This is a genomic window from Serratia sp. X10, assembly GCF_017811775.1.
Lineage (GTDB): Bacteria > Pseudomonadota > Gammaproteobacteria > Enterobacterales > Enterobacteriaceae > Serratia > Serratia ureilytica.
Genome location: NZ_JAEIOH010000011.1, coordinates 1 through 22,427, shown reverse-complemented (window position 1 = coordinate 22,427; position 22,427 = coordinate 1). Strand labels below are relative to the sequence as shown.

Below are 22,427 nucleotides of genomic sequence, written 5' to 3'. Positions count from 1 at the left end.
ACTCCATAATCACATTACCAACGCGATCCTGCGCAGGTTTGGACGACATACACCACAAGAAAACCTTTTCTCAAAAAGAAAAGATTCATGTCTGAAAATGGGCAACGTTCAATTTTTTTGTTTTAGCTGCCTATTTCAGTGAGCAACAGCATGCTACTGCCAAGTAATTGCTTGTAGTCAATATGTTTGGAATATAATTAAAATTCTGACGTTATATATTAAGAGCTTCGGCCTGCAATATTATTTTTCTTGCATCATATTATCTGGGGCGAATGTTTTCCCAAGTGCTGGCTGAATAATTCGATTATCCGACAACAAGTTTTCTCTCGACCAACGGAAATCATTATAAGTCTTGCCATATCCCAACATAAGTTGTATTAAAGTATCAGCAACACTATACTTTAGTACAGTCAGGCTCTTTAAGGAGTGACTGCAGCACATGGAGCTTTTATGTTTTCCATCTTCAACGAGGAGTCTCCTCTTACGGAAACACTCAGAGACTATATCAATAGAAAACTTTCATCATTCAGTGAGTTAGAGTACGCATACACTGTCGTTAGGAAAAAAGATCCTTCCAAAGTGCTTATCATTTCCAGCTATCCCAACGAGTGGGTCTCATTCTATCGAGCCAACAACCTACAACTTACGGACCCAGTGATCTTAACAGCATTCAAACGAGCCTCCCCCTTCTCTTGGGATGAAAACATCACATTGATGTCCGATCTTAAGATTACTCGTATTTTCACTTTTTCAAAGCGTTATAATATAGTCAATGGTTTTACCTTCGTATTACATGACCCGATGAACAACCTTGCTTTATTGTCGATTCTTATTGGTGATAATAAACAAAGCGATTTAGAAGCACGTCTTATTTCTGAACGCGGCAGCATGCAGATGTTATTAATAGATATAAACGAGCAAATGTACCGACTCCTTAACTCTCATGCAGCAGGAAAAGCATTGCGTCCTTCTGAAACGGAAAAAACTTTACTGACACCTAGAGAAAACGAGATCCTTTATTGGGCCAGTATGGGTAAAACTTATGGCGAGACGGCTACTATCATTGGAGTTTCGTTAAGTACAGTTAAATTTCATATGAGTAATGTCGTCTTAAAATTTGGTGTTAGTAATGCCAAGCAAGCCATCCGTTTAGGCGCGGAGCTAGGGTTAATCATACCGGCAACGAAAGTGGCCAAGTGACAAGGGACGATGTCATTTGAGAGCGTTCAAGTCTTATATAAAGTTTGGATGCGATTCTGCTTTGTTCATCTTGCCCTACCGGTAACCAAACAAGGTAGATTCGCTCTTGCTCGCTAAGGAGTGCTTCTTTCAAAACCTTTATCTGCCAACCAGAGCGTTTAAGAATGGTCAACATTGCCCGACTTACAATTGTATGAATGCCTTTTTTCTGGTGATTTATAGCCCAGTTCACCATGGACAAAAATAAAATCTGACTAATGGGGTAACGCTCTCCAAGCAATAATCTAGCTCGATTTTTATCAACAAAAAAACGACTAGACTCTACGCCAATTGGAGGGAGGTTTACATCCTTAAAACAGGAGCGAAAAGTATGCGTAATCATATTTGGGTACTTCAGAGAAATGAAACGAACACTACAGATCAATTGTCCATGGTAAAGGCCAAGAATATAGCGGGTATTTGCATTATCAAATTCATCAAACTCCATATCGTGATTACACACAACATTCCATCTTAACCGATCACTGAAGGTTGTTTTCCTTAATCGATAAAGCTCATCAGATTGCACTTCATTTAGCTCATTGTAACCAACATCAAATAATTCGAACATATTTTTCCCATTCAGACACATCTTCCTTAGCTAATGCCTGCGAGTATACATTATTTAACAGCACTAGTGTTTCAACGTATCGATAACGACCGCCACCCATTTAATTGCTATAAACAATTGTTTTAAAATAAAAAAGGCCACCAGAACACCGGTGGCCATAGGTTAGTGCTTCAGCAAAAAAACGGTGATTAGCCGGCTGCTGCATTCGGTGACAAGGGAATAGAATCCTTGTCGGCGTAGGTCAGGTGGATCACCTCACCTTCCTCAACCTTAGCCGCTATTCGTCCACCGTCGACATGCTCGCCGCGGTCGTAGCGATCGTAGCCGCTGCGTTCCGCATCAGGCATATACCAGGTATGTTCCACCTGGCAGCTAAACAACTCAGACACTCTCCCGATAACCTCACCGGCCGGCGGGTACCACGGAGAATCGAAGTGTACCGTCAACGTATTGATGCCATCACGTACGCAACCGACATTATGGCCGGCCGGCCACTCGACGCCGTATTGCCGACCATAGAGATCAGTGGTGGTCGGCACATCACGCAGCAGCCCGCCTGAGCCATTCAGTTCAGTTGCCAGTCGCGTCGGGAGCAACATCAGCATATCGCATGGCGCGGTATACTCAGGCATCACGCCCAAACGTTCCCAGCAAATGCCGGCATCGATGTCAGGGCTCACCCCCACCAGTCCGAACCAGTCCGCATACTGGCGCGACAGTACATCCGCCATATGCGCCTTCGCGACGTTGGGGATGTTCTCCCATTTCACCGCATCGATACCCGACTGGCGGTAGAGTCGCTCTATCAGGCGAATGTTCTCACCCGTTAACGTTACATCTGCCTTCAGCAACCCGAACCAGTGTTCAAAGGCCAGATTCTGAGGCGATGCAATTCCCGGCTGCGTTAACAGTGCCGGGTAAGGCACATAAACACCGGGTTTTGTCGTCGCCGGCTTCAGTATGCCGGCACACCCGGCCAGGAACAACCGGCAGCTTTGTTGAACAGCATGACGGTAGTCAGGAACAACATGGCCATTGACCCATTGCTGCAGTTCATCAACAAAAACGGATTGGCCAGTGATCACTAAACGGTTACTGCACCAGTTCGACATGGTCGTTCTCCTCTTCTTACAAGAAAAAAGAGGGAGCTTTCCACAGCGGGGGAAAGTCTCCCCCGTTGGGTTAGGTGTTACCTCATGATGGCCAGGACGCTGCTCCTGTCCTTAGTGGGCTTGCTTGCCATAGTGAGCCCGGTATACCTGATGTTCGTTGCCATTAGCGACCAATCCCAGCTGTACCAATATTCCGCACGCCCACGAGTCCGGACGTCGGCTACCATCGGCGATACTCGCCAGAATGTAATGGATCAGGCCCTCGACATTCTCAAGCTCAACAGCGGCGCAACAGGTCTGCTGAAGCTTCAGCATGTAGGCCAGCTCGCTGGCAATCTCAGGGTCAACGGTTATCTGTAGCCCCTTGTTGGTGGCTTTAGTCATCGGTTATCTCCTGTTTTGTTTCACCGATCACACCCAGCTCTTCCACCTGGCACAGATACGGTGATGATGAGGTAAAGGGATTGGCGCCAAGGCGTACCAGGTGGTATTTATCCACCAGGTTGTTGATCGCCTCAAACGGCCGTACTCCCGCTTCCTGTAAAGCCATCACGCACTCCGCTTCACACAGATCGGTATCGTTTAACGCCAGGCCAAAATATTTGGCCAGTAACCTGCCGGCAATGGTCTGCCAGTAACGTTGTTCAATCGTCATCACCAGAATCCTCATGCCGCAACGGCTGGATCGGTTGTCACCGGGTTAGCCAGGGGCTTCAGCAAAAATTCTGACGCCTCACGGGCCTGTTTGGCCGCACGAAACAGCGCGCGCTTATCTTCACGCAATACCTTGAGCCAGTGCTCAAGGTAGCTGTCGTGCTGGATGTCACCAAAGACGCCAAGCTGCGCGCACATAAAAGCACTGCCCAGCTCGGCCACCAGTTCCTCAAACGCGTATACTGAGTCGCCGAACCGCCGGGAAGAAGACGTGATCCCTTCCCGGTTAAGCCGTTTAGCATGGCCGGTGCTGTGCACCAGTTCATGCAATAACGTTGACCAGTAATCTGCCTCAGTCCGAAATTGCTGAGCCTGTGGCAGGACAATCTGGTCCCGGAGCGGGGAGTAAAACGCCCTGTCCTGATAGGCCTGTTCAACCCGAACACCGCAGGCCTCAACGAGGGTGTTAACCTGAGCCTGCATTTTCGCATCAACCGACGCATCACCCTCATCCGTCTCGGTTGCCGGCATAACGCCGACAACGACCTCGGGGAGGCTGTCGCATTGGGCAACGTTAAACAGGTACATCGGCTTCAGCATGGGTATTCGCGTTTTCAGCGGTTTCCCCTCTTCATCAAACAGCTGCCGGCCATCAGCATCCTCCACTTGCTTATCCCAGGGTTTGAATACCACAGCCAGGGTTGCCGTTTCGCCGGCACGTACATGGCCACCAACGGCTTCCGCCTGCTTATAAGTCAGCCAGCGATTGGAGTGAAAACCGCGTTCTTCCGCGGCTATCCACAACAGCAGCACATTCACGCCGCTGTAGTGGTACCCCGTCGTGCCGTTCTGCGGCATGACAGACCCGGTATAAATCCGGTTCCGGTCAGTCCGCCAGGGCTTGAGCCAGGGTAAGGTGCCACGCTCAATGGCACCGATGATGTTGTCCGTGACCTGTTGGTACAGGTCTGGTCGTTCGCGACGGGCTTTTGCCGGCCGACGTGATGGTGATGTTTTCTTCATGGAATGCTCCTCAATGAAAAAGGCGCATTCCTCCCCTGGCGGCGAAGAATACGCCCCAGGGGACAGGAAAAGTGATTAGAGAGCGAGGTAACGCAGCGCCCCTTTCGGATTCACTGTGTCAACACGCTGTTTCAGCCGTTCGAACAGGGCCAGGTAATCAGCCCGATCGACGGGCTTTGCCCGTTTGCAATCGGTATGACAGGCCGTGGCCAGCAGGTTGATGGCCCGCTCACGCCAGTGTTTAAACTCATCCTGGCTGACGCAAACCGAGTAATGCACTTCGGCCAGCTGCAGCATGCGCGCGGTCACCCGGCGATAATCGGCGACGCACACCCAGTTAACCGTGGCTACGTGCATATAGACCGTTTCGGGTAACAGGTGGATCCAGAGCTCATGGCCTTGCGACAGTATTCGCTCGATACAACTGTCGTTCAGCACCAGCTCCTCGCCAAAGTCGTCGCCGCCGGCAAGCTGCCGGGACGTTTCATACCAGGCCTCATCCTTGTCAGGATGACACCCGTCGGCATACGCCAGGGGTTTGATACGGCCGGTGGCGTTTCGCTCGCCCACGGCCGGCATCAGATAGACGCCATTATCCTTGGCCAACACCAGCGCACACTGATTGGCGCGGACTTCAGCCACCACGGCGCGCAGTTCTGCAGGGTTAAAATGCAACATGATAAGTCTCCTGAGTTGCGGAGACGGACTTCCCCGGGAGGGAAAGCCCCTCCTGGGGAATGAAACGTTATGGCCAGTGGACGGTGTTACCACGAAGCCCGGAAGTAAAGGTGGTCCCGACTGAAATCAAAACCGGCAAGAACGTTGTTAACGTACGCCTTCAGTAAATCGACCTGCGTCCAGTAAATACTGCCGTAGTCACGAGATTCCGAAGGAAACTCCTCATAGCAGTTCGTTTCATTCAACCGAGACAGACACAAATCCAGCATCTGGACGTCGTTACGGTCGAACGCCATCAGCTCACCGCTTGTGACGTCCCCCACACTGTTGTCCACCCAATGCATCAACGCAGTAAACCCGCGAAAATGACAGGTGTGAACCAGCAGCGGCGGATGGTAGTGGTTACACATTTTGTGGTTGTATATTCGCGGCGCCTGCGCACAATCACCGCCGTCCTCCAGCCACGCTGGTGAACACGGCACCCAGTCGCCGACGGGTGTCCAGTCGCCGTTTACCGGCAACATCGGATAGTCAGCCTTACGCTGACGGAAAAAGTTGATATCAAGCCCCATGGGTCACTCCTCTCGGTATACGGACAGGAGCTCCCCTGCCGGGTGAATTAAAAATCGCGACTATGCCGCCGAATGCGCCTGATTCAGACGCACCGCCAGCACTTCATCCATGCCGACAATAACGCGCCAGCGACAAAGCAATTCATCGGGATCATCGTTATGACTGCTATACCCTTCCAAATGGTAAAGAATGGAATCATCAGCCAGTGCCGCCTCATCCACTTCACCCGGAGCAAGAAGTTCCGGGCGTTTAAGGTGGTGGCGCAACCAGAGCAGTGGCAACTCCCATCCTGGATTTTTGGAAAGTTTGGAGTCGTTCCGCTCTATCCGTACAGAGCCAGGGCACAGGTTATGAATCAGTATCAGAACCAGTCGGTGAAAAAAATCAGGGCGCTGAAAGAACCCCACACGTTCTTTGACGTAAGGCACCGGTTGCATCGGGATATTTTCCTCTGCTCCCGGTGATACACGTAAACCGGCCGTTTCGAAGATCATGCCATCAAACAGCTGGCCGGCTTTCGTGATACCTTCTGGCCGGGCCTCTTCCGGCAACAGCCAGAACACCTCGGTCACCGCCAGGGTGAAATCAATCCATGCGTCCTGGGACGGTGTTGCGACAAAATAAACGTTCATACTCACGATAAATCCTCCGGTAACAAAAAATTGGGGGGATTTATCCCCCGGACGGGAATAAATCCCCGTCAGGGCGTGTGTCTGTCAGGCTGCCGTGCCGATCACCAAACCTCGAGCTCGCCAATCGCAATGTCGGCTTCGACATCGCGCTTGCCTTGCTCCACGGCCTGCGCACAATAAGACGCGTGAATATCTTTGCTCAGTGTATCCAGGCGAGCCATAAGCGCTTGCCCGTTAGCGGAAAGTGTCGATATATAGCCGTACTGCATGACCAGCAGGAAACCACCAAAGGCCTCTCCCGCATTGATAACGGCATTTTCCACATCATTCAGCTCAGTGGGATCTTCACGTTCAAGAGCCAGTCCCAGACGCTGGCAAGCCCGGATACTCATGAACTTGCCTTCAACCAGGCAAAGGAAATGAAACGCATCAAGCGCGGTTTTTAAGTCAAGTACGTTGGGTAACGGGGTATGCATCGATAAATCCTCCATAAAATGCCGAGGGATTTATCCCCATAACGGGTTTAAATCCCCGTCAGGGTATTAAGTGAGTAAACCGACCGCTCTAAAAGCGGTAACGCAGTCTGGCCAAATGCTCAGCATGTTGACTGGCGAGTCGGTAAGCTTTTCTGCCTCGGTATGCTTGCAAGACAGCACAACATGGGTGCTTGCGTAGGTATATTCGCCTTTGTACCAACCTTTGCGCAGCGTCAGTAACGCGCTGACCGAACCATCATCACTGCAGATAACATGCGCGCGAACGGCAAAATTACCTGCTGCATTGACGTGCCAGTCAGTAAAACGCGGCGGCGCCATGCGAAAAGGTATTCGCTGTACAGCCGATTTGACACGGTGCACAGGGTTGAGAAGAAATCAGGAACAACTGAAGAAGTAAAAACAGACATGGTGTTTCTCCTGTAAAAAAGGGAAACACCGCTCCCAAGGGAAAGGTATTTCCCTTGGGATTTGACTGCGTCACGCGCAATCATCATAGGTAAGAAAGTTAAGCCTTGTTCATCAAAACTACGATGACATCTACTCTCAAAGGCGGGCAGATGTACTACACCGTAAACGGCGTGCTTCCTTTCAAGCTACGGAAGCGTTTTTTGCCACTACCCGAAAGGCGATCCTCACAAGTGGCAAGATCATTGGTGGCTGTAGACTGACAGCCAGGTCACCCGAAGGCGCTCATCACAGACCCATTGAGCATTGGTGGTTGTCCGAAGACAACGAGTAAGCATGTTTATTTTCCGAGCAAATCGCTGATCTGTCAAGAGACTATGAGCCCCTGGTTTTGGAATAATAGGTCCTATTATCCTAATAACGTAACGTCTCCCATTATGATTTTGAGGTTGCAGCCCTGTGAGAGCTGCGACCGTTATGTACGAACCATCATATTCACGCATACAGTTAATAAAATTTTAAATTAATAAAACCCCGCATACTAAATGCAATTAATCCGTTACTCTACATCACCTTTGAAATAGACTTGCTTAATATAACGCCCCCTGCCATCACCATGGCCCAAATCCATCGATACCAATGCCTCTGCTTCTACGCGACTCATTCCATTTTTAACATGATAAGTCACCACATCACGTGAATACGCGTATCGCAAACTATGGGGAGCATCTTTCCCTGTCATTCCAGCTTCACGAACAATATTTCTGTACCGTTCTATTGCTGTATGCAATGAAGGCTTATCAATCAGTTTCCCATTGTGTTCATCACAATGTTTTATTGCCGCCTCTAAAATAGATAAAACCTTCTCACGATTAAAAATGGTCGTATCACGAGGACGACCTCCTTTCGTGCCAAACACAACCCGAACACGCTCGTCTCCATTAATTAAAGCCTGTCGCCATGTTTTTAATGACTTTGCTGACTGAACCGTTTCTTCCGTTCGCAAACCTACATAGCGAGACAACTGAACACCCAATGCTACCCCTGCATCTTTTTTTATGACGTGATTGATGACAGCAGTTAACTTTTCATCCGAAATAGGGGCTTTTTTTCCATCACGGTTAGCACCTGAAATCCCTAAAGCCTGGTTACTCAATTTCTCATGGTTGGGATCAGCCAGTTTATTCCGACCCGCAGCTGACATGATTGAGCGCACAGCTGCCATCTCGTTTTGCAATGTGCGAAGCGATATATTTTCAGCCTGCCGGCTATGAATGTATTTTTCGATATGGGTGGTCTTGATGTGTTTTACATCCCGAATTTGAATATTTAACTTTGCCAGACGTTCAGAAAAACGGTCTGCAATTCTGGAACGGTCAACAACGGTTTTAAAACTCCCTCTTCCCTGACGAGCAAGCGTGACAAGTTGTTTTCCCAGCTGTTTACCGAATCTGGACATCTTAACATCTCCAATGGGATACACGTCCTTCTGCTTTAAAAGAAGCAGACGGATCTGTACCTCAGTAATTTCAACCCCGACGACACGGTTGCTTTTGCGCTTCCTGCGTCTCGACTGGTATCTGTGCATCGGGGCGGCGAAATGTTGAGTTCTTGCGAGGCACCCCAGATCTCTGATCCGTTTGCTGCTAATGCAGAGCTGACTTTCGTCAAGCTGCCTCCAACACTACTGTTCGTAGTGTCGCCATCGATACCGAGTCGATTTCCTCCTTTTAGATAGTGAAACGTTCAAAACGGTGTTTTCCGTCGTAATTACGTTGAAGTGAATGAGTATCTAAACCGTACTGACACAGACTACATGTTGGTCAGATGGTAGTTAAACGTTGAAAGCCACGTCGTACGTGGATTGAGACGTTATGCGCTACGCGCGTCACTTGGTAGTGTCTTCGCCACTTCACAAGTGACGCGCGCTCCTCTGCTCCTAATGAGACTCACGTAAGCGGCCAAATGTACCAAATGGCCTTATACGTGCGTTCAAAAGTCGCATCGTCAGCAACACGTCATAAAAGCCTTAACAGCTTTAAAGAAGTAAGTGATATCAGTCTGTTGCGACTGAATTCTTCAGGCAAGGATTGCCATATGTAGATGTGTGCCAGGCTAATAGCGCCATGGCATTGTGATGACTTTTCAGCAGCCTTAACCGCCCCGAATACTACGTTATACAGGCGATATCTGCTCCCAAAGGCGGGCAGATGTACCACACCATATATGGCGTGCTCCCTCTCAGGCTACGGAAGCTTTCTTTTGCCATCACCCGAAGGCGATCCTCGCAGATGGCCAGATCATTGGTGGCTGCCTATCGACAGCAGGGTCACCCGAAGGCGCTCATCACAGACCCACTGAGCATTGGTGGTCGTCCGAGGACGACAGTACAACGTCGCAATCCTAACAAACCACGTCAAACAAAGGAATAGACATTTTTCAGTTATTTGATAACTTTTCTCTCAGAAAGTAAGTACCGTTAAAGTGATCGATATTTCTTATCTAAAAGAGGTTGTGTTTTTAGGTTTGGCATAGCGTCAGTATTACTAGTCAGAACCTCCCAAATAAGAACATTTCGATAAAACATGCTGAGGGGCTAATGAACAATAATAGAAATAAAGATGAATCAATAAAATATCTGGCATCAGAGTTTAAAACTGATGAACACTCACGCTTTAACAAAATAAAATCGACAAAACAACTGATACAAGATATAGCAAATGCAGCAACATATCTAAAACATGAAAAAGAGTACGAAGGGAAGAGAAAAGAGTGGGGAATCATAAACGCCCTTAACGGCCTGGCTATTTTAGCCATATTAATACTGATATTCTCCATCAACCGAGATAGCGACTCTGAATACCTTGGTAAATGGAAATTTTATGCGTATCTTTTTTCAGTCTCCCTTACGGCAATTTGGATAGGCGTTAACATTGAAAGACTGTTTTTAGTCAGAGAACTCTGGAAATTTGGCATAACAAAACTTATGGTGTCATTATCATTTACTGCATTACTTGTTTTTTCTACAGCAACAGCATCATCTGCCATAAATGGTATTTTCGGAATTGACTCATCTCACTTCCCATTCACCAGGAGTTTTCTGACTGCATATATCTTTTTCACCCACGCATCACAGCTTGTCTATGTTCTGTTGACTGCAGCTGCATTTAACCTTTTACCAATATGCTATTATCTAAAAAAAATTATGGGATGATGACACTGATAGAGAGATTCCATGGGGGGCAATTACCTTTATTTTGCTAACACTCGTGTTCACCTACTTTTCCTGGGGCTGGGTAAGTAATAACTTTAATAAAGACACTCTGAGTGAGAAAATATACATCCTTGCTCACCAGCTTGATTTCAATGACAATAACTTGTGTTTAAACCTAAGGAACAAAAATGCCAGTGTTATCTTCCTGGGACCAGAGCAAAGACAGGTAATGGTTGATTTTAATACTATTAAGCCAGACGATATTTCAAGTTTTGTTGAGGGTGGCCGAAGTTTCAGACTGGAAATGAAAGATTTTCAGATTATGCCTTGTTTCTATTAAGCGGTTGCCAGCGTATCAAAAACGAACGACGAATGCTTCTGTGCCCACCCATTTGCCGAAGAGCCAAGTAAATAGCCATTGATTGTTATTTAAGCTATAGTACTCAAACGGCTAAGCAGGCATATGGAGGCATTATGAGCCAAGCCAGAGATCAGCAGGCCTATCAAAGAGGCATTTGGGCAGCCCGCAAGTGGACACGCCTGAAAGACACGATCATGAGATGGGATCGACACTGCGTGGCTAAGGCACGAAAGCACAGGCTTCCGGGTTGGATAGGACACATTCCAATCGTCATGTTCACCATTAGCATGCTGGCAATTTTGGCATTCGGAGGGATGTTTATTGCAGCTTCAGCAGTATTGGTGGGAGCGATTATTCTCTTAGTTTTCCCGTCAAAAACGCAGCTCTCAAGTTTTCGACAATCCGATGATAATGACAAGCAAATCTATCACGATTGGAATCGTGACCGTTTCAATGGTAGAGAATACCATCCTCATCGTTATAATGAATGGAAAGATGATGACTAGGCTGGGGATGTCCCCCAGCCATAAATAGTTTACCCTCCAGTCAAATTTTTCCCGGCTTTTTGCCCAATTGCCCCTTCAACTGCGCCTCCCAATTTACCCCCGGTATTATGAGCCGTGTCAGTACCGCTTTTAACTGCCGCACCGATAGAATGCCCAACACTAACACCGGCCCAGGACAATGCTCCCAACCACACAGCCGGCAACACGATAAACGTACAGCCCATCACCAAGTTCATAATCAGGTCATCGGCACTATTCTGGAACCCTGCCACATTCCAGCGGCTGTGCGAGTCAGAACTGTACAATGCCTCCAGTAACCAGCTATCCAGCCAGCGCGCCAGTTCCCACCAGAACGTCAGGAAGTTCAGCGCAAATACCACGAACGTCACGGTAATCACCGTCTTGTACGCGTAGGCCGCAAAGGCCAAGATGAGCGGCACCATGATATAGACCGCCATCAGCAGTACCGCCTGCACCATCGGCAAGGCCTGACGCATGGCATCAAATGCCGGATAGGCCGCCAGGCTCCCCAGTGTAGTGCCACCCATAGAGGCAATACGGTTAACCGAGTTGTCCAGGGTAAAGTCTGCATTGCCGCCGTAGCCGGCATAAGCGCGTCCGCTCTGGGAGACCGTCAGGTTATCCGGGCTGACCAGGCGCCGTACCACGGCTTCCTTATAATCTGCATCCGGTTGCCCCATCATCTTCAGCGCGGCAGACATCCGCAACATCACGCCTGGATCGACCTGTTTCACCACGCGAGCCTCCAGCCCCGTCTCGCCGGCTGACCACCACTCGCTGCAGGTCGGGTACCCACCTCGTCCGGTGTTTGGCCGGCCGCTGTCCCTCGCCTCATTCCACGGGAAGCTGGCGCGCGGCGTTTTGGACTGAAGGTTGTTGTAGTAGCCGCCGTTCAGGAAGGTTTTCGACCCCAGCCACTCGATATCACGTAGCGTGGCCTTGTCGGTCGTTTGCCCCTGGTCACGGTTCTGCCAGGTATACAACGCCAGTGCGTAGCAGTCGTTGGTGAAGTCCTGCAGCTCCTTCGCCAATGCAGGATTATTGACCCGGCTGTGCTGAACCTCAAAACGCACCTGCCGCAGATCCGGCCGACACGGAATGGTTGCAACGGCCGCCGACGTGATGCCTTTTGAGAGTTTATGCACCACCAACCACCACACCGGCACCTTCGCCGTCTGGCCGTTCATACTCGACATGATGTTGGCGTAGCCCGTTTCATCCGGCTTCTTCGGTGCCCATGTACCACAGGTCGCCGCCCGGCTGCTGTCGTACTTGATGGTGTCGAGGCTGACATTCATCAGCGGCAGACAGCAGGCCAGCATCACAAAGAATGCCCCGTAGAGCAGGTTTTCGATGCGTGGCAGAGACAGCATCCCTTTGTTGCCCTCATCCTCCCCTTCCTCGCGTACCTTCAGCCAGATGGCTGGCACCTTGAACAGCAGCGGCAGCACAAACAGCCCCGTACTGACCAGCAACTCCCACAGGCCATTGTTAATCAGCCAGCCGAGCAGCGTCAGAAAATACTCCAGATAGCTGTTGGTCATCATAACGACAGCCCTCCATCAAAGAGGCTGTATTCACAGGCCAGGGCAAATACCGCGCAGGCGATGGCCATACGTTTGAGCGGCTGCTGGTATTCCGGTTTGCAACCCGGCGCGTGCCAGATTTTCCAGAATCCCCAGGCCAGCGCGGCGTATAGCGCCAGGCGCCAGCTCAGCCAGCCATAACGGGTGCTGTGTACCCAGTCACGCAGCGCGGCACTCTCTCCCGGGTGATTGACACCCCAGTGAGCCATGCCCAGCGCGACAATCATCGCTATCACCAACATGCCCAACATCTGCAGAACACGCTTAGCCCGCAGACCCAATCGGCGCCTCCTGGCGGGCGTCACCGCTTTTTTCTCTGTTTCGGTCATTGATTCATCCTCACGATTACTGGTCGCTTTCCGGCACGGCCAGCTGGTTGAACTTGGTATCCGGACTGTCAACCGACTGACGCTGCGGGTTGGTATCCGCCCGATTGTTCTCCCTGTCGATGATGGTCAGTACCGCGTTACGCGCAATTTCACGCTTCATCTCCATCTCGTTCTTGAGCGCCGTGATCTCACGATCCAGCGCCTCGATACGCCAATCGCCTTCTTCCATCGCGACTTTTTGCGCAGAGGCGTTCGGCTCAGACATCCCAGTGGTGATCATGCGCCGCATGATAAAGGCCGTTTCGATGGTATCCGCCATCGCCAGTTCACTGGCCAGGCGCCCAACCAGGGCGGCATTATCCGGATCGCGCTGCAGTGCCTTGATAACGCCGGCGGTCACCGCCAGGCTACCCGTCTTGAGTTTGGCCAGGTTGCCCGCGGTGGGTTTTGCTGCCCCATTGATCAGCCTGGCCAACTGCTCGTTATTCGTTTTCGTCGCCTCTTCCAGCATCGGCGCAAACCCCGTACCGGCTACGGTGCTGCCTGGCTGTTCGGTCCCTTCGCCACTGGTGCATTGCGCTGCGTCCTTGCAGGTGCGCAGCGAGGTGTCGCCCAACACCTTCACTACAGCTGCTGCCGCTTCTTCACTGCTGGCATATTTGGTACAGGCACCACCGGTACAGCTGCTGCCGGATACGCTGGAGGTGCTGGTGACCGGCAGCGCATTCATCATGTTGTAGCCAGCTGCAGCCAGATCGTGCGTTGGCTTGATAGCCGGCTGACCGGCGCCGCCGCGCTTCTGTCCACCGATCCAGGTCTGGCCGGATTGCCCGGTTACTTTCTCGGTGGCATTCATCGACCGCACTGCATCGGCATCCCCGTTATTGATCAGGCTTTTGGCCTCCTCCATCACCGCCGCCTGGCTCCATCCGCCGGAGTCCGCCATATCCATCATCCGTTTGGAGAGGTTCTGGCAATTGAGCTGGGCTTTGTCGAATGCCACATTGGCCTGCAATACCCCGTTGGTCAACATTTCATACAAGCCCGGGTTAGCACGCTGGATAGCCATCGCAGGCAGACTGGCTACCGCACCGGTAGCGCCCTGAATAACGTTACCCATCAGGCTCTTGAACCCGTCCGTCACGCCATTGAGCTGGTTACCGATGGTACTCTTCAGGTCGTAGTTGCCGCACATCAAATCCGAGCTCCAGCCCAGGTTCATCCCCAGTCGCTGCATATTGCCACGCGTCGCCGGCTGCGATATCACCGAGCCTCCGCCCAGGGAATAGAACAGCTTGTCCGAGATGGCGCCGCTGGCGTTCTTTCCGTAACCGATATTGCTGTCATTCACCTGGGGCAACGAAATACCAAACAGGGTACCGTTATCGTCATTGTCGTCAGCGTACGCATTTACGCCGGCCAATGCCATACTGCTGACAACCAACAGAGACAGCAGACTGCGCCGTCCCCAGAGAGATTTATTCATTGGTTTTTTCATCATTTATGCCTCAAAAATCCGTGCTGTAGAGGAAACGCTGCCCGCGGCGCTGGCAGCAGCTGTATGGTTGCCACAAGGCGAAGGCAGCGTTCGCATCCGCGGCCGGCGGATGCTCACCGTCCGGGAACACGGCACAGGACTGGCTCAGTTGAGGTGCCAGACGTTGCCATTTGTGGTTGCTGGTTCCGGTATTTTCCTGAACCGCACTTGGTGGCCAGTACCCTTCCGAGCGCTGGCCCTTCAGGGGCTGGTAGACGTGCGGCTGACCAGACCGAGTGATGATGTCCGCCACCCGCTGTGCCACCAGAGCACCCGCCTTGTCGTCATCGACCTGAGTCACAAATCCCGAACGGGGATAGACATTGCCCCACATATTCGTGGCCGCCTGACTGCCGACCTCGCGCTGACCAGGCACCAATGCTTCGGGATAGAGGGATTCCGGCATATCAGTACGCCATGCCAGGCTGTCCAGCGTGCTGAGGAAATACGGCACGAAGGGGGTCGCCGCACTGCGGCACGAATAGCCGGCAATGCTGCCGCCAATCAGAGTCGTCGCCGGATGACCAATGGCATCGGCATACTTGAAGTGAAGGTTGGTTTTACGCTGCCCGGGGGTTTTCAGCTCATTGTTGCCACCGCCGGCTGCAACGCCGCCCAGCGCGCTGGTGATATTGCTCTCGAGTCCGCCGGCGGCCTGACTGACCATCGACATCTCACGCCACGGATTGCCTCCCGGGGTGTTATACGCCGACACTACCGCCTCCGGGATGAAATGGCTAACTTTGACCGAAGTTCGGACAGTGCAGCCGCCCCAACTGCAGAACAACCAGTAGCAAATACCGCTGACGCGCCAGCTGATGCAGGACTGCGACACCGCACTGGCAACAATCTGCGCGCTGTTAAGTGTGGCATTCGTCGCCGGCACGCCGGCCGCAGACAGCATCATGGCCACACCGGAGGATTTAAGGGTCAGCCGGAGTTGTCCGGGAGACGCCAACTGCAAGGGAGATCGTTGCATATCACTGGCCCTCCAGTGACTTCGCGCGCAACGCGGTGGCCCGGGCGATATCAGCGGTGCCATACACCACATCCCGCTCATCAAACACGACCGCGGGGACTTTTTTGACGCCCAGTTCCCAGGCGCGCACCACCGCGCGGTAAACCGTGGCCAGCTCCTGTTCATGCGCCTGCCACTGCGGTGACTGCAGTACGGCTTTCGCCTGGCGCTGCGCTTCATCCGGGTTCGACGACAGTGCACCAAAGAGCTGCGTCTGCAACTGCTCAGGACCGTCAAGATAAATCACGGTCACGGAGGCATCATTATTGGTCGGGGGATGGAGGGAATCGGTATACAGCACCGTGCCGGCAAGCACTGATGCCGGTATCAACAGAGGAAACAACGTCAGCAACGTGCTGATTTTCATGGCGTACACTCCTACGTGGATAGAATCCACACAAGGTGCTATAACGTGCTCAGAAATACAGCAAAGAAGTCTTTATTGGATTGCGATAATTTTCTTCGAAAGCCAGCTCTTTATAATCTCTATTAAAAAATCAAAAAAAATAGCAGCCCAGAACCTTTCTCTCTTCGTATGAACTCTCGCAAGACTGATATCCTCCCCTATAGAGAAAAGGTATCAGTGAACTTATCGGCATTAAGGAACCGATTTCCGGATGAGAAACTTAACGTAATAACTCACCAAACAATGAGTTCCTCCAGTAAAAACATCCCGACAAAATAATCGTGGGGCAGCACCCCAAAAATTCTTTCTTTTAATCCACGTAAAAATTAGCAACATTTGAACTTTCGTAAAAAATCCACCAACTCATCTAGGACACTCCCATCAAACGAAAAACGAGACAAGGAAACATACACATATCTATGATACCCATCTCCATAGAGATAAATCTGATAAAGAATAATTAATTACAATCAGCTTGACATCAACATATTTCTCACCACAACACTATGTGCCTGTTAGAATTTCCATCTGTCAAAATTAGAGTTTCGTACATAAACCATACTTAATTAACAATGTTTTACTTACAACCCCATTCATGCAAACCCAAGTTACTATGTTTCACTGTATCTTAAGCCTTATAAGGATATTTGCCGTCTTGCGGTATTATTGTCTCTGGAGCGATAAGGTATACAGCATGGTTTTCAATCCTATGATTTTTTTGTGATAAACAGTCAGGCCGCCAATGCATAACGCTGAGGTTCACACTTAGATGATAGCAGCAGGATAAGAAGGATACCGTGCCCCACAACTCAGAGCGTAGATATCAATAGCACGAAGCATGGCTGCAGTTCATATTCATCATGGTTTTGTAAATAATGTGTTAACATCTGGTGGTGGTTTCGGATAACAGCCTATACCGAAAAAAAATCAGTAATGATATTCAGTTATTACTTCAACCAATGAATAGATGAAGGTCAAAAATAACCATCCCCATAATAGAGTTAACTTTTATAACAATGTGAATGTGCTTAGATTTTTATCCCATCAAGGACTTCAAATGGCTTACATAGAGACAACACCCAATAATATCAACGATAGCTTTTAGATCACAACCAAATTACAAAACAATAAACAACCCATCACTATAATTTATATGCAATGATAAAAACCGCATTAAAAAATAGCTACTCCAAAAAATCAATAAAAACGCAACACAAAAAATCAATATATTACCATTAAGAAATAAAAACTGGATTTGAAAATTTTTTTTGCATTTAAACTTATCATAGCTTTCAGTATAAATGTTAACTTTGCCTGAAAAACAATGCGTTGCATACTTTAATAAAAAAACGCTTAGTTTTAATAAATTTATTCTTGACTTTCATCTTTCTTGATATGAATATTTTCCTTCTATATATTTTTCGAGATTTTAATAGACTAACGTGAAACGCAAAGGAAACGTAACAGATGAAAACATTCAATATTAAGAAGGTGACCATACAAGAACCCTATTAAGAATCAATAAACAATTCTAATGCGGCCAGCAAATTTATTTAAATTAAATAGATAATAGATAGACAAAAAAAACATAATACCAAAAAAAACACAGCCACGTATTTAATTGGCAGGCAGCACTCATTATTCAGCATCAAATTTCGAAAATGCAGTGCCATCAAGATAAAAAAACCAACGTACCTTTAATTAGGTAAATTAGATTTGCTAATATTATAAACGCACTTTATTACTAGCATAGTTAAAGAGGGTTTGAGTTTCATCTAAAATTAACATGCAGCATGCCATTTACAACAATCAAATATAACCCATCTAATTATTTAAGCACTCTCTAAATATAATAACCTTTCCAGACATACATCAAACAGCATTTCAAGTTCCAAAATCAAAAAAGCTCTCTTTAATAGGCTCAGATGTCTCTTTCGGAACTCTCAACTTGTCGCATGAAGCATTTTATAAAACCATATTACTTAGTGATAATAAGACACTCCAATTATTATCTTTAATTAATAAAAAAAACCAAATTCATTTACTCCAGTTATATTTAAATAAAAATCTAATTTTTAATTTTAAAAATCACTTAATTATTGGAAATTTCACTTTATCTAGCCACATCATTAACTAATCTCTCCAATAGAATTACATCGATTTGGTTATTATAATAGTAAACACCCAGGATTTTCGAAATTTTAAAATGAATTTATCTTTACTGCATTACTCTACAATCCTAATTCTCGAGTATCCTCTTAGAAATCCAATCAGCAATAGCTGACACACTCTCTAAAGAAACATACATGATTTTTTTAAAAGTTAATTTTACGGGCAATAGTAACACTCTCGATTAGAAATGTATTCTCATAACGATACATAACATCTAAATAGTCAGAGTAAGTATATTACGTTGGAGGGGAAATAGAGAAATGCGTGCAGGCCTAAATAAACGTATGCTAAAAAACTGCTATTATATATTTCCATTCGTACAACGACTTGAATATCACAGACAAAAAATCAAATCCCACACCCACTACGCTCTACCATATACAATTATGACAAAACATAATTAGTCATCACACTTTTATATGCTTATATATGTATATATCACATCAACTCCCTAGTGTTTTATTGTTGACTTTATCGCAAAAGTTTATAACTTCATTAAATTTAAATTTCATACCACCTTTTGAACCCCTCGTAGGACTAGGCAGCTTACAGCCCTTATAATCACTTTTACTTCTAATGTAAAATATTAATTCCCCAGGCTTCAACCCTATCATTTTGGCGAAAACATCAACATCAATTAACATACACCCCAACTTATAAATTCGGCATTGATAATAAAATCAAGACTATGTAATGCGTGGCGAAAATTAATAATGAAAGACACAAAAAACATACCAATACTAACTAACAGCCACGCATGAAATTATAGAAACTGAACAAAAAAGCATAAATAACTACAGAAACGCAATGCCCCTAACAACAAATAAGCTTTACCACAAAGTTGCGCAGGAGAAGAAACTAAGCACCTTCTCAAAAGTAAAGTTAAAAGTAAGAATAAAAACCATTATCATGATAACTGTTACAGCCATGAAGAAATTAGATATGAAGATCATACTTCTTGATCTTGGAATAGTTCCCTTTCGATACATATATGTACTTATTGTTAAACTGAGAACAATAAAAAACATTGTCAAAAAAAAAGAAAACAATGTGTAACTAGTCATATATCCTCACGTTAATTAGTTTGAATAGTATCTTATAGATAATATAATCTCTTAACACTCTCAAAAAATATAGGATCAGCAAGATTACTTACTAAGAATATTGTGTTTTCTAAAAAACACTCTTTCTTTAATAACATCGCTGCCAGAACTCCATCGCAGCCAGCTGTAAAGCTCGGCATTACGCCGGAACCCCATCTTGCGCATAACGCTCATCTTGTGGTTGCTGACCGTCTTCACGCTAATATCCAGCATCCGGGCGATCTGCCTTACCCCCATCTCTCGTGCCATCCAGCGCATGATCTCCTGTTCCCGCAGCGTAAGACCTCGGTGTTGGCATACACAGTTCATGCCACAACTCGGCCAGTCCGGCCATTTGCCGCCCAACTCCAACTCAGTGCTCACCTGATGCAGCGCCGAGTCCAACGGCATATTGTGGTAGATGACGCCGGCTTCCAGCCCACAGCTATCGTCAATAACACGATGAAATCTTTTTTTCGGTTTTCGCAACGAGAAATACAGTGTTTTCCGCCCTATATTCTGCATATCAAATAAATGGCCAAAGCAACTCTTTACGCCGGGAGGAAAATAGCAGAACACCAGATCGGCTTCGTGAACCTGCCGCGCATCCACTAACAGCGTGCGCTTGCCGTAAGTGCTGAAGTGCAGCGCCAGAGCCTCTTGCCAACCGGCGCTGAAGTATCGATTCTCATCAAATAGCGCGATTTTTACCATCGTGTTCATCCCTGCCCTCCCGCCGTGTCGGCTTCCCGTTTAACCGCCTGGACGCCCTTTGCCGGCGCCTGGCTGTTGTCGATGCGCAATTCATAAACCATGGTGGCGTTGGGCGGCACCTTCGGCGGATAGCCGGTTTCACCGTAGGCCAGCGCCGGCGGCACGACCATCGTCAACGAGCCGTGGTTGTGCAGATGACTTATCGCCTCCCGGAACAGCGGCGGATACTCGGACAGCGGTTGCGACAGCACCTTGCCGCTCAGTTCCATATCCTGGATCACCGTGCCGTCGGTCAATTTCTCCTTCACGACCACATCGACCACCGCCGTTGGCGCCAGTGCGCCCTCCCCGGCATAATCCACCCGATACCAGAAGCCCATCGCCGACTGTTTTACGCCCTTTTGTTGACGGAACTGCGCCAGATAATCTTCATCACGCCGCTGCTGTTCGTTAACGCGTTTCTCACGCGCGGCCACGGCGGCGGCATCCGCCTGCGCCGTCAACGTGTTCAGTTCCTGCGGCGGCAGCTGCAAACGCCCCGACACGCTGTCGATAACCCCCGCCAACAGGCTGTCGCGATCCACCGGTACGCCCCAGCTTTGACGCTCCGTCATCAACCCCTGAATATCCCGCCCCAGCGCACTGCCCGCCGCATAGGACAAACGCTTGCGTTCATCCTTCAACTGCTCCGGCGTCATCTCCCATTGCAGCCGCTTACGCAACGCCAGCAGGTCTTCGCGCGCCTGCTGGGTCACTTTCTGCTCATCGGCCCGCTTCTGCTCGCTTTCTTCCAACGCGGCGCGCAGAGCATGCAACGCCTCCTGGTGCTCGCGTTGGCGTTGTGCAAGCGTCTGTGCCGATGCCTGCGCGGCAGACTCAAGTTCGTTGACGCGCCGTTCGGCCTGCGCCGCCGTCGCTCTGCTTTTGGCGGTTTCCTGCGTCGCCTGACGCAACAGCGCCTCGGCGCGCTGCGCGTCGGGCGAACCGCGCCAGGCGGCACCCAGCCCGGCGATCCACTGTTGAAGCGTTGACGAATCCGGCAACGCCGCGACGGGGGGGACCGCTTTCTCCGCCCGCAGCGCGGCGAGCTCCTGGCGCAGCATCGTCAGTTCCATTCGCTGGCGCGCCAGCTGTTGATCGCGCGCCAATAATTCCTGGCTCAGCGTAAACGTTTTGGCCGGTGAGGCTGGCTTATTGTTGTCCGACGGGCGCTTCGCGGGTTCACGCTTTTTTTGCCCCGACGCACGGTCGTCCGGCGCCGTTTTTTCTTCGCTCGCCGATTCGGTGTTCTGCCGTTGATACTGCTCGGCAAACTGCAGCAGCGCCGGCACGCCGTCGTCCGCTTGCGCGACGCCGGTGAACAGCAAAGCGACACAGCCCAGCAGACGCAGCCTCATTTAACCTGCTCCCCGCGATCCGCCAAGCCGGTCAACACCGCCTGATTCACCCCGGCGCACAGATAGTTGACCTTGTAGCGATACAGCGCATCCACCGTCTCCTGCGTGTCGCCGTTTACCCGGGCGCGCAGGCTGGCGTACTGCGAAGCGCCGCTCATCAGGCTGTCGAACGCCTGTTTGTAGCGCTTATACTGTTTCTCGTTGACCGTGCGCAACGCGCCCAGCTGCTGCTGGCACTGCCGCAGTTGCTCGGCCTCACGCTGCTTGCGCAACACCTCTTCTGACGGAGGTTGCACAGCCTGATTTTGGGTGTTCACGGCGGGCTTGCCCGACTTTTGGCTTTGGCAAGCGGCGGCGCTCAACGCCAACAGGCACAGCAGACTCATGCGCAGGGCGCGAGTGAGGGGTTTAATCATCATTGCGTTTTTTGTCCTTGTAGACGCTTATTCGTATTCCAACGTGAAGGTGGCCACCGCGCTGAAGGTGCCGCGGCCGATGGACTTCGTCTGGATGGCTTCCGGCTCTCCCTGCACATAGGCTTGCAGCGTGAGTGTGGTGTTGCCGGCGTTCAGGCGGAATTTATCGCTGGCGCGATTGAGCGGCAGCGCCTTGCCGCTGCTGTCCTCCAGCCCGATGCCGATCCCCGACGCCAGGCTGCCGCCATCCAACGCCAACAGGCCGGGCAGTTTGGCGTTCTCAG

The 22,427-nt window shown here is 49.5% G+C and carries 23 protein-coding genes; 3 read left to right on the top strand and 20 right to left on the bottom strand.

Annotation, left to right across the window (positions count from 1 at the left end):
* The first annotated feature begins 450 nt into the window (after positions 1-450).
* The gene (locus J9788_RS23655) at positions 451-1,200 is read left to right on the top strand and encodes a LuxR family transcriptional regulator (protein WP_182265375.1); all 750 of its coding nucleotides are present in this window, start codon (positions 451-453) and stop codon (positions 1,198-1,200) included.
* Here the strand turns inward: J9788_RS23655 and J9788_RS23650 are convergent.
* The 11 genes from J9788_RS23650 to J9788_RS23600 form a co-directional block, all read right to left on the bottom strand.
* Positions 1,172-1,810: an acyl-homoserine-lactone synthase gene (locus J9788_RS23650; protein ID WP_182265376.1), complete on the bottom strand. Its 639-nt coding sequence runs from the start codon at positions 1,808-1,810 to the stop codon at positions 1,172-1,174. The two genes, J9788_RS23655 and J9788_RS23650, sit on opposite strands and share 29 nt — an antisense overlap.
* Positions 1,811-1,998: 188 nt before the next feature.
* Complete coding sequence (locus tag J9788_RS23645) at positions 1,999-2,922, bottom strand: DUF1281 domain-containing protein (protein WP_079451176.1); 924 nt, start codon at positions 2,920-2,922, stop codon at positions 1,999-2,001.
* Positions 2,923-3,033: 111 nt separating this feature from the next.
* Positions 3,034-3,306, bottom strand: coding sequence for a hypothetical protein (locus J9788_RS23640; protein ID WP_182265377.1), 273 nt, complete (start codon positions 3,304-3,306; stop codon positions 3,034-3,036).
* Positions 3,299-3,577 carry a TA system toxin CbtA family protein gene (locus J9788_RS23635; protein ID WP_182265378.1) on the bottom strand — a complete coding sequence of 93 codons (279 nt, stop codon included), beginning with the start codon at positions 3,575-3,577 and terminating at the stop codon, positions 3,299-3,301. Before J9788_RS23635 ends, J9788_RS23640 begins: the two co-directional genes overlap by 8 nt.
* A gap of 11 nt (positions 3,578-3,588) precedes the next feature.
* Positions 3,589-4,599 carry an ArdC family protein gene (locus J9788_RS23630; RefSeq protein WP_182265379.1) on the bottom strand — a complete coding sequence of 337 codons (1,011 nt, stop codon included), beginning with the start codon at positions 4,597-4,599 and terminating at the stop codon, positions 3,589-3,591.
* A 75-nt stretch (positions 4,600-4,674) separates the two neighbouring features.
* Positions 4,675-5,277 carry a DUF3085 domain-containing protein gene (locus J9788_RS23625; protein WP_182265380.1) on the bottom strand — a complete coding sequence of 201 codons (603 nt, stop codon included), beginning with the start codon at positions 5,275-5,277 and terminating at the stop codon, positions 4,675-4,677.
* 86 nt (positions 5,278-5,363) lie between these two features.
* Positions 5,364-5,849 carry a hypothetical protein gene (locus tag J9788_RS23620; RefSeq protein ID WP_182265381.1) on the bottom strand — a complete coding sequence of 162 codons (486 nt, stop codon included), beginning with the start codon at positions 5,847-5,849 and terminating at the stop codon, positions 5,364-5,366.
* 60 nt (positions 5,850-5,909) lie between these two features.
* Positions 5,910-6,488 carry a hypothetical protein gene (locus J9788_RS23615; protein WP_182265382.1) on the bottom strand — a complete coding sequence of 193 codons (579 nt, stop codon included), beginning with the start codon at positions 6,486-6,488 and terminating at the stop codon, positions 5,910-5,912.
* 95 nt (positions 6,489-6,583) lie between these two features.
* Positions 6,584-6,958, bottom strand: coding sequence for a hypothetical protein (locus tag J9788_RS23610; protein WP_182265383.1), 375 nt, complete (start codon positions 6,956-6,958; stop codon positions 6,584-6,586).
* A 66-nt stretch (positions 6,959-7,024) separates the two neighbouring features.
* The gene (locus tag J9788_RS23605) at positions 7,025-7,297 is read right to left on the bottom strand and encodes a hypothetical protein (RefSeq protein WP_227414682.1); all 273 of its coding nucleotides are present in this window, start codon (positions 7,295-7,297) and stop codon (positions 7,025-7,027) included.
* A gap of 646 nt (positions 7,298-7,943) precedes the next feature.
* A complete protein-coding gene (locus J9788_RS23600) occupies positions 7,944-8,843 on the bottom strand; it encodes an integrase domain-containing protein (protein WP_182265384.1) in 900 nt (299 codons plus the stop codon).
* A 1,140-nt stretch (positions 8,844-9,983) separates the two neighbouring features.
* Between J9788_RS23600 and J9788_RS23595 the strand changes: the two genes are divergently transcribed.
* Together J9788_RS23595 and J9788_RS23590 are read left to right on the top strand one after the other, a co-directional pair.
* Positions 9,984-10,598: a hypothetical protein gene (locus J9788_RS23595; RefSeq protein ID WP_182265385.1), complete on the top strand. Its 615-nt coding sequence runs from the start codon at positions 9,984-9,986 to the stop codon at positions 10,596-10,598.
* Between the two features lie 474 nt (positions 10,599-11,072).
* Positions 11,073-11,465, top strand: coding sequence for a hypothetical protein (locus J9788_RS23590; RefSeq protein WP_182265386.1), 393 nt, complete (start codon positions 11,073-11,075; stop codon positions 11,463-11,465).
* A 29-nt stretch (positions 11,466-11,494) separates the two neighbouring features.
* On the opposite strand, the gene J9788_RS23585 is transcribed toward J9788_RS23590, so the two are convergent.
* From J9788_RS23585 to J9788_RS23545, 9 genes are all read right to left on the bottom strand, one after another.
* Positions 11,495-13,033, bottom strand: a complete 1,539-nt coding sequence (locus tag J9788_RS23585) for a conjugal transfer protein TraG N-terminal domain-containing protein (RefSeq protein ID WP_182265387.1) — start codon at positions 13,031-13,033, stop codon at positions 11,495-11,497.
* Complete coding sequence (locus J9788_RS23580) at positions 13,030-13,401, bottom strand: hypothetical protein (RefSeq protein WP_182265388.1); 372 nt, start codon at positions 13,399-13,401, stop codon at positions 13,030-13,032. The genes J9788_RS23585 and J9788_RS23580 overlap by 4 nt, the downstream gene beginning before the upstream one ends.
* Positions 13,402-13,417: 16 nt before the next feature.
* Positions 13,418-14,899, bottom strand: coding sequence for an integrating conjugative element protein (locus J9788_RS23575; RefSeq protein ID WP_182265485.1), 1,482 nt, complete (start codon positions 14,897-14,899; stop codon positions 13,418-13,420).
* Positions 14,900-14,909: 10 nt separating this feature from the next.
* Positions 14,910-15,845: a TIGR03756 family integrating conjugative element protein gene (locus tag J9788_RS23570; RefSeq protein WP_241427928.1), complete on the bottom strand. Its 936-nt coding sequence runs from the start codon at positions 15,843-15,845 to the stop codon at positions 14,910-14,912.
* A gap of 73 nt (positions 15,846-15,918) precedes the next feature.
* Positions 15,919-16,323: a TIGR03757 family integrating conjugative element protein gene (locus J9788_RS23565; protein WP_182265390.1), complete on the bottom strand. Its 405-nt coding sequence runs from the start codon at positions 16,321-16,323 to the stop codon at positions 15,919-15,921.
* 3,359 nt (positions 16,324-19,682) lie between these two features.
* Positions 19,683-20,339, bottom strand: a complete 657-nt coding sequence (locus tag J9788_RS23560; protein WP_182265391.1) for a helix-turn-helix transcriptional regulator — start codon at positions 20,337-20,339, stop codon at positions 19,683-19,685.
* The gene (locus J9788_RS23555; RefSeq protein ID WP_182265392.1) at positions 20,336-21,727 is read right to left on the bottom strand and encodes an FKBP-type peptidyl-prolyl cis-trans isomerase N-terminal domain-containing protein; all 1,392 of its coding nucleotides are present in this window, start codon (positions 21,725-21,727) and stop codon (positions 20,336-20,338) included. The genes J9788_RS23560 and J9788_RS23555 overlap by 4 nt, the downstream gene beginning before the upstream one ends.
* On the bottom strand, positions 21,724-22,146 hold the full coding sequence (locus J9788_RS23550) for a hypothetical protein (protein WP_182265393.1): 423 nt from the start codon (positions 22,144-22,146) through the stop codon (positions 21,724-21,726). The genes J9788_RS23555 and J9788_RS23550 overlap by 4 nt, the downstream gene beginning before the upstream one ends.
* Before the next feature lie 24 nt (positions 22,147-22,170).
* Positions 22,171-22,427, bottom strand: a 257-nt coding sequence (locus J9788_RS23545; RefSeq protein WP_209333068.1) for a fimbrial protein, incomplete at its 5' end; no start/stop codon positions are given.